Source organism: Pseudomonas sp. W22_MBD1_FP4, from assembly GCF_052113765.1.
GTDB classification, from domain to species: domain Bacteria; phylum Pseudomonadota; class Gammaproteobacteria; order Pseudomonadales; family Pseudomonadaceae; genus Aquipseudomonas; species Aquipseudomonas sivasensis.
The window spans coordinates 40,444-48,093 of sequence record NZ_JBGQOI010000034.1 but is presented as its reverse complement, the minus strand read 5'-3'; the positions used below and the strand labels follow the sequence as shown (position 1 = coordinate 48,093).

The window sequence follows — 7,650 nt, the reverse complement described above, 5'->3', positions numbered from 1 at the left end:
CGGTAGTTCAGTCGGTTAGAATACCGGCCTGTCACGCCGGGGGTCGCGGGTTCGAGTCCCGTCCGCTGCGCCATATTTGCTTCCGCCAAGGCCCACTGAGCGCCTGGAAGCCACGGAAATAGCGGCCTTGTGCCGCTTTTTTCGTTTCTGGAATCCACTGGATTCCACCTCCAGCCACTTGAAAATTGATCCACGGCCGATTGCTGATTGTTGTCCCAATAATTGTGGATGACCTTAGCAGCAGTGTCTTCGCTGAAGACTCATCTGGCCCCACCGCATGCAGGCCTGCTGAACGGTGTCTACGGTGCAGTTCAAACGGCTCATCGTCCTCGATACCCTCTTTGTCCTTGCGCTTTCGTTCACACGACTTGATCTTTCTCTGGGCGGCCAAGGTGCTGTGTTGCAGGCGGTAGGACTCGTTGTCCATTTCGACGATAGGACAGCTGTGTGTCAGCCGATCCACTGGGTAAGTGGCGATATCGGGCAATGAGCCCAGCGCTTGCAACGTGGCAACCTGAACAAACCGACGTCCCGGTTAAATCTTGAATTGCCTCAACAGGCCTTCAAGGCGATGACCGATGGCGTACAGTTCATCGACTGTGTGTACGCCGCTTTGCGTCTGGTCTGCGACGTTTTCAATCGCGTGGGCTATCTGATGGACGCTCCGATTGATTTCTTCGGCGACCGACGTCTGCTCTTGCGCGGCGCTGGCGATGTGCGCGTTCATCGTATTGATAGTGACGATCAACTCGACCGCTTTGCCCAGCGATTGCCCGGCTTGTTCCGCGTGCAGGCTGGCACCATGACCTGCTGCGCCTGAATGGCTCATCGCAGTGACGACCTTGGTTGTGGCCAGGTTAAGGCGCTCGATCATCGCTTGAATTTCCTGGGTACTAAGTTGCGTCCGGCTTGCCAGCGCGCGTACTTCATCGGCAACCACTGCAAATCCGCGCCCCGCGTCCCCGGCTCGTGCCGCTTCGATCGCGGCATTAAGTGCCAGAAGGTTGGTTTGCTCTGCGATCGAGCGGATGACATCAAGCACCGTGACAATGCCTTCTACATCGCCTTGCAGGCTTTTCAACGAGACGCCTCCCGCGGACAAGTCCTCGGTCAGGGTGCCCAGTCGGGCGATGCTTTCATTGACGACCTGCCTGGCGTGCTGGGCCTGCAAATCGGTTTCGCCTGCTGCATCTGACGCGCTCTGGGCACTGATGGCTACCTCTTGCGCCGCGGATGACATTTGATTAATTGCTGCGGCGACCTGATCGGTTTCCTGGCGTTGCTGTTCCATGACCTGATCGATGCATTTGCTCTGTTCGGCCACTTGGGTGACCGATGTATTCAGCTCTCGGGCCATGCCGACGATCTGGCTGACCAGCCCATGAATCTTATCCGCGAAGGCATTGAACGACACGGCCACCTGGCCGAACTCGTCGCGGCTGATGGGTAAGCGCCGCGTCAGATCGCCTTCGCCCGCTGCGATCTCATCAAGGTGCTCACGAATCCGTGACAGGGGGCGCAGGCTGCTTTTAACCAATAACAAGGCGAGCACGCCGGTGATTCCGAGCGCAACCAAGGCGATGACGGTTATCCCATAGACAAGGCTGCGCACGCGCTGATGGATTTCCCCTCGTACTTTGGCAACCTGGCTTTCGATACTGTCCAGGTTAATCGCGGTGACCACGACCATGTCCCAAGCAGGCAGGTAAAAGCTGTAAGCAAGCTTGGGAACGACTTTATCCGTATTGATCAGGGCACCTGAATAATTGACGAAGTGGGTGTCGTTCTTCGCTGCGGCCACCATTTCCCGGTTCAGGTAAATTCCATTCTTGTCTTTGCGGTCGCTCATGTTAGTGCCGACGCCTTCGCGGCTGTCGCCTCGAAACAGGCGTACGACCTGACTGTCGTAACCGATGAAATAGCCGTCGTCCCCATACTTCATTTGGGACAGTCGGGCGATCGCCAGCGCACGCGTTGCTTTGTCCCCCGTCTCTGCCTGCGCATACAGTTCCGCTACTGAGGTTCGGGCAAGGTTGGCGTAGTCTTTCAAGCGCTCCCGGCTTTCATCAAGCAGGCGTTCCCGAGTCACCGTGACTTCTTGCTCGGCGCTCGACAGCAGAGTGGTGCTCGTTGTCAGCGCCAGCACCGTGGACAACAGCACCACCGGGGCCAGCACCAGCATCAGTACTTTGTTTTTAAACAGCATGCTTGGGGTTCCTCACCTGAATCTGTATGAACGCGGCCGCAAGGGCCGCGATCGTCGACTTACCAAAGGGCGATGTCATAGGTGAGGTAGAGGCGATTGCTGTCGCGGCCGCGGGAGAACTCAGAACGGTAGACATAGTTGCGCATGCGCACGCCCAGCCCCTTGAACGTGCCGGCTTGCACAACGTAAGCCAGCTCGGTATCACGCTCCCATTCCTTGACCGTGGTCGTGGACTTGCCGTCATTGCCGCTCAGGTAGCGCGTTGAAAAGGTCAAGCCGGGCACGCCGACGGCGGCGAAGTTGTAGCCGTAGTTGAGCATCCAGGTCTTCTCATCCTCCTCAATGAATTTGCCGATGCCCGCATTACTGAACGAGTAGACAGTTGCGCCGCTGATGTAGGGTAAACCGGCATCACCGCGAAGGGTTTGGTAGCCGCCTCCGACGGTATGGCCTGCGATCACGTAGGACAACTGGCCGCTGAGCATGTCATTGTCGATTTTGCCTGCGTAGGCAGAGCCGCTATCAACGCTGTTGAAGTAGCGCAGGTCGCTGGTCAACACGCCACCGGCAAGCGGAAGGTCGTGCTGGATGCCGGCGAAGTTCTGTCGGTAAAAGTTCTCCAGCTCCCCGTAGAAATAGCTCAGGCGAACATTCTTACCCCATTTGTACTCGGCCCCGGCGTAATTGAAATCTCCCGACTTTTCCCCGCTGTAGCCATCAGGCACGATCGGCACGCTGTCGGTGGAGTCCCGTAATTTGAAACGGTCCAGATGCCCTCCGGTGACGGTCAGGTTCTCAATGTCGGTGCTGCTGACCTGGGTGCCCTGGTAGGTCTGGGGCAACAAGCGTGCATCGTTGTAAATCAGCACCGGCGTCTTGGGCAGCAAGGTGCCGTACTTGACGGTGGTTTTGGCGAACCTGACTTTTGCGGTAGCGCCGGCGCTGGCAAACTCGTCGGCCGCTCGCCCGTCATCATGCACCGGCATAAGCCCGGTACCACTGCGACCGCGCCCTGAATCAAGCTTTACGCCATACAGCCCCAGGGCATCCACGCCGAAGCCGAGGGTGCCGGCGGTAAATCCGGACTGATAGTCCAGCAGAAATCCCTGGGCCCACTCGGTGCGTTCGCTTTTTGCGGTGCGCGCAGCCCGTGCGCTCAAGCCGTGCTCGTCGCGAAAGTTCTCGTTGAAATACACGTTGCGCAGTTGCAGCTTGAGTTTGCTGTCATCAATAAAACCTTCGGCGTTGGTCCCTGCGACGGGTACCAGGCCTAACGCGCAAAACAAAGCCCGACGGGTATACACATGGTTCATGGCAAATGACTCGTTGTTGTTATTTGGGGTACAGGGCGACACGCGCCTCGTGAGTGAGGCGCGATGGAAGGCAGCAGAGGTTGTGGGTGAATCAGGTGAACAGGCTGATGGCCCCGGTCAACAAGGCCAGCGCGGTGACGACCAGAGAGGTCAGCACTGCCCATTTGACGGTGGCCTTCTGGAAGTCGCCAATATCGCGATCGACCATGCCCACCAGCAACAGGGTCGAGGCCACCAGCGGACTCATGAGGTGAACGGGCTGCCCCAGGATCGAGGCGCGCGCGATTTCCACCGGGTCGATGCCATAAGCGGCGGCGGCATTAGCCAGGATCGGTACCACACCAAAATAGTAAGCGTCATTGGACAGTACAAAGGTCAGCGGCATGCTGGTGATCGCAACCACTAATGGAAACAGGTGACCCCAGGACGGCGGGATCCAGTCGACGAGGGTCTGTGCCAGGGCATCCACCATCTTTGTGCCGGAGAAGATCCCGGCAAAGATCCCGGCGGCAAATACCAGCAACACCACAGTCATGGCATTGCCCGAGTGCGCCAGGATGCGTTCTTTCTGAATGTCCAATTGCGGGTAGTTGATCATCAGCGCGAGCACGAAGCCGATCAGGAACAGGATCGCGGAATGCATCAGCCCCATCACCAGGGCCGCCATCACCGCTATCACCAGCACCAGATTGACATAGGCCAGCTTCGGACGTTTGTGGGGCGTGTCCTCAAGAATCGCGTTGATGTAGCAATCGCCGCCGCCGCTTTGCAGTTGCACGTTGCCGATACGCTTGCGCTCTGCGCGACCCAGTATGAAGGCCGTGAAGATCACCCACAGGGCGCCGCCGATCATAGTCGGCAGCAACGGCACGAAGTATTCACCGGCATCCAGGCCCAGCGCGGCAATAGCCCGTGTCGCGGGGCCGCCCCAGGGCGTCATGCCACTCATGATGCTCAGCGACAGCATGGAGATGGTCGCCAGGATCATCGGGTTCATGCCGATACGTTTATACAGCGGCAGCATCGCTGCGCAGGTGATCATGTAGGTCGTTGTGCCGTCGCCATCGAGAGCCACCAACAACGACAGTAAGGCAGTGCCTACCGCGATCTTCATCGGGTCGCCATTGACCCGCTTCAGGATTTTGCGGATCAGCGGGTCGAACAAGCCTGCGTCGATCATCAGGCCGAAGAACAGGATGGCAAACAACAGCAGTGCGGCAGACGGTGCGACCATTTTCAGGCCGTCTAGCATCATCTTGCCGGTGGTGCCGCCAAAGCCACCTATGACCGCGAAGACAATAGGCACCACAGTGAGTGCGACGATCGGCGACAAGCGTTTCGTCATGATGAGGAAGGTGAATACGACCACCATGGCCAAGCCAAGGAAAGCGAGCATAGAACGATTCTCTTGTTGTTATCGTAAAAATGGCTGACGCCGAGGCGCACGAGCCCTGACCCGCCGGGCGGCACAACGGCGCCTGGCGGGGAGGGGGGTCAGTCAAGTCAGGGGGGAGGTGTTATCCGGTTTTCTCTAGGCGCTTTTGGCGACCTTCAAGTCTTTCCAGGCGTTTCCTGGTGCCTCGGAAGATTTTGCGTCGAGCATCCGGTTCAGCGTTTCGCGGTGGCAGGCATTTTCAGACATCGAAATCACTACCGTTGCTACAGCGTTACTGGCCAGGCTGGTCAGGGCGCGCGCTTCAGACATGAAGCGGTCAACGCCGATCAGCAATGCCAGGCCGGCCAATGGGATGTCGTGAATGACCGTCAGGGTCGAGGCAAGCGCCACGAACCCGCTGCCAGTAACGCCGGCGGCACCTTTGGAGGACAACAGCATGATCGCCAACATGGTGATGATTTGCGTCAGGCTCAGGTCGATGTTGCAGGCCTGGGCAATGAAAATCGCCGCCAACGAGAGGTAGATGGCCGTGCCGTCCAGGTTGAACGAGTAGCCGGTGGGCAGTACCAGGCCCACGACGCCTTTTTTGCAACCCAGTGCTTCGAGTTTCTCCAGCATGCGCGGCATCACAGGTTCCGTGGAAGAGGTGCCGAGTACCACCAGGAACTCTTCCCGAAAGTAGCGCAGCAGTTTCCACAGACTGAAGCCGTTGGCGCGGCAAATGCTACCCAGTACCACGAAGACGAAAAAGCCGCAGGCGATGTACAAGGTCATGATCAACTTCGCCAGCGAACCCAGCGAGGTGATGCCGTACTGGCCGACAGTGAACGCCAAGGCTCCAAAAGCGCCGACCGGTGCAAAACGCATCAGGTAAGAAAAGATCTTGAAGACCATTTGCGAGGCGGATTCGAGCACGTCGAGTACCGGTTTGCCACGCTCGCCCAGCGACGACAAGGCAAAGCCGGACAGCACCGCAATAAACAGCACCGGCAACACCTCACCTTTACTGAAGGCGCCGATAAAAGTCTCGGGAATGATGTGCATGAAAAACTCCACAACCCCAAGTTTTGCGGCCGACTCCGTGTACTGGGCCAATCCTTTAGTGCTCAACTGGGTGGGATCAATGTTCATGCCGGCGCCCGGCTGGAACACGTACACCGCGACCAGGCCAATCAATAGGCTGATCACCGTCAGGACGAAGAACAGCAGCATGGTTTTGCCGAGCAGGCGTCCGAGCGAGCGTTTGTCGCTCATCCCGGCGATACCGGTGACGATGGTGCAGAACACCACGGGGGCAATCATCATCTTGATAAGTTTGATGAACGCGTCACCCAGCGGTTTGAGTGCAATGGCCTGCTGGGCCCAGAAATGCCCGACCACGATGCCGAGCACCACGGCGCAGAGAATCTGGAAGTAGAGCGATTTAACAACTTTCATGGCATCACCCATTTTTAGAATTGTGCGGATGCAAAAATGCCAACGACCGCCGGAATTATCCGGCGAGGCGCTGAGAGTCAGTGGCGTAGACGTAACCGGAAAAAAGCCTGCGCGCGGTGCGTACGACGGACGCTTGAATTGTCTCACCGTTGACGCCGGTGTAGGACAATACGACATCAATTCCGCCGCTCGGGTGTTCGATACGCACCGCTTCAAGGCGCGGCGTACTGATCCCGCCGAGCATCTGCGCGACGATGCTGCCCTCTATCACGCACGCGGTAGCTAAACCAATCGAGCCCGTAATGGCCAGCGCGCGGTGGCAGCTGTGTGGCATGAAATAGCGAACCTGAATCGTACCGCCGGCTTTCGCAGGCGACACCAGGACCGGCTTGGGAATTACCTTGTTGCTGACATCGCCTAAGCCCATGGCCAAGCCGGCCTGAAGCCGCAGTGTCTCAAGGCGTCGCAGGAAGTCTTTATCAGCGTCCAGTTCCGCAGGGGTCTCATCGCCACGCTTGCCCAGTTGGCTGGCCTCGACGAGCACCATGGGCATCGCCATGTCGATACAGGTCACCGCAATGCCGTCGATGACGTCTTGTGTGTTGCCAGTGGGAAAGAGTTTGCCAGTCTTGCTGCCGGCTGCATCCAGGAAGGTCAATTGCACCGGCGCTGCGGTACCGGGCACGCCATCAATGGCGGTATCACCCTCATAACTGACTTTGCCATTCGGTGTGTACACCTCGGAATGGATGAACGTGCCGGTGTTTACGTTGCGAATACGCACACGAGTGCGCTCTTGGGTGGCTTTGACCAGGCCCTGTTCGATGGCGAACGGGCCAACCGCGCACAGCATGTTGCCGCAGTTGGGTGCGCTGTCGACCCGGCGTTGTGAAACCATCACTTGAACGAACAAGTAATCAACGTCCGCATCCGGGTGCAGCGAAGGGCTGACAATCGCAACCTTGCTGGTTTGCGGATTGCCACCGCCAATTCCGTCGATCTCCAGTTCATGGCCGGAGCCCATCAGGTTGAGTAGCAGTTCGTCACGGGCCTCAACGGCTGCGGGCAAGTCCCAGTCGAGAAAAACCGGACCTTTTGAGGTACCACCACGCATCAGCACACAGGGAATTCTTTGCATGACACTGACTCTTGTTGATCAATCGGTGTAATTGATGTTCTTGGAGCAAGAGTCTCAAGCTTTAAAAAATGTTTCAAATGCAAAAATTGAAGCGATTATTGCGTTTTGCGAATGATAAATTTACGCTGAATTTCTTTTTGACGCCTTCTGCTGACGAGAT

The 7,650-nt window shown here is 57.7% G+C and carries 5 protein-coding genes and 1 pseudogene; all 6 read right to left on the bottom strand.

Annotated elements, in window-relative coordinates:
• Positions 1–313: 313 nt before the first annotated feature.
• Positions 314–466: pseudogene (locus ACEN2T_RS28435) on the bottom strand (AAA family ATPase); the annotation flags it as partial.
• A gap of 69 nt (positions 467–535) precedes the next feature.
• The gene (locus tag ACEN2T_RS28430; protein ID WP_095184286.1) at positions 536–2,206 is read right to left on the bottom strand and encodes a methyl-accepting chemotaxis protein; all 1,671 of its coding nucleotides are present in this window, start codon (positions 2,204–2,206) and stop codon (positions 536–538) included.
• Positions 2,207–2,265: 59 nt separating this feature from the next.
• Entirely contained in the window at positions 2,266–3,519 is a 1,254-nt protein-coding gene (locus ACEN2T_RS28425) for an OprD family porin (RefSeq protein WP_442117909.1), read from the bottom strand.
• Positions 3,520–3,610: 91 nt separating this feature from the next.
• Positions 3,611–4,915 carry a CitMHS family transporter gene (locus ACEN2T_RS28420; RefSeq protein ID WP_032885984.1) on the bottom strand — a complete coding sequence of 435 codons (1,305 nt, stop codon included), beginning with the start codon at positions 4,913–4,915 and terminating at the stop codon, positions 3,611–3,613.
• 135 nt (positions 4,916–5,050) lie between these two features.
• Positions 5,051–6,364, bottom strand: coding sequence for a dicarboxylate/amino acid:cation symporter (locus tag ACEN2T_RS28415; protein ID WP_442117908.1), 1,314 nt, complete (start codon positions 6,362–6,364; stop codon positions 5,051–5,053).
• A gap of 43 nt (positions 6,365–6,407) precedes the next feature.
• Positions 6,408–7,490 carry a 4-oxalomesaconate tautomerase gene (locus ACEN2T_RS28410; RefSeq protein WP_032885987.1) on the bottom strand — a complete coding sequence of 361 codons (1,083 nt, stop codon included), beginning with the start codon at positions 7,488–7,490 and terminating at the stop codon, positions 6,408–6,410.
• Positions 7,491–7,650 lie beyond the last annotated feature (160 nt).

What these genes read in the sequence shown, in the direction of transcription:
- ACEN2T_RS28425 (WP_442117909.1), bottom strand. Translation starts at nt 3,519, where the DNA reads ATGAACCATGTGTATACCCGTCGGGCTTTGTTTTGCGCGTTAGGCCTG.
- ACEN2T_RS28415 (WP_442117908.1), bottom strand. Translation starts at nt 6,364, where the DNA reads ATGGGTGATGCCATGAAAGTTGTTAAATCGCTCTACTTCCAGATTCTC.
- ACEN2T_RS28410 (WP_032885987.1), bottom strand. Translation starts at nt 7,490, where the DNA reads ATGCAAAGAATTCCCTGTGTGCTGATGCGTGGTGGTACCTCAAAAGGT.
- ACEN2T_RS28430 (WP_095184286.1), bottom strand. Translation starts at nt 2,206, where the DNA reads ATGCTGTTTAAAAACAAAGTACTGATGCTGGTGCTGGCCCCGGTGGTG.
- ACEN2T_RS28420 (WP_032885984.1), bottom strand. Translation starts at nt 4,915, where the DNA reads ATGCTCGCTTTCCTTGGCTTGGCCATGGTGGTCGTATTCACCTTCCTC.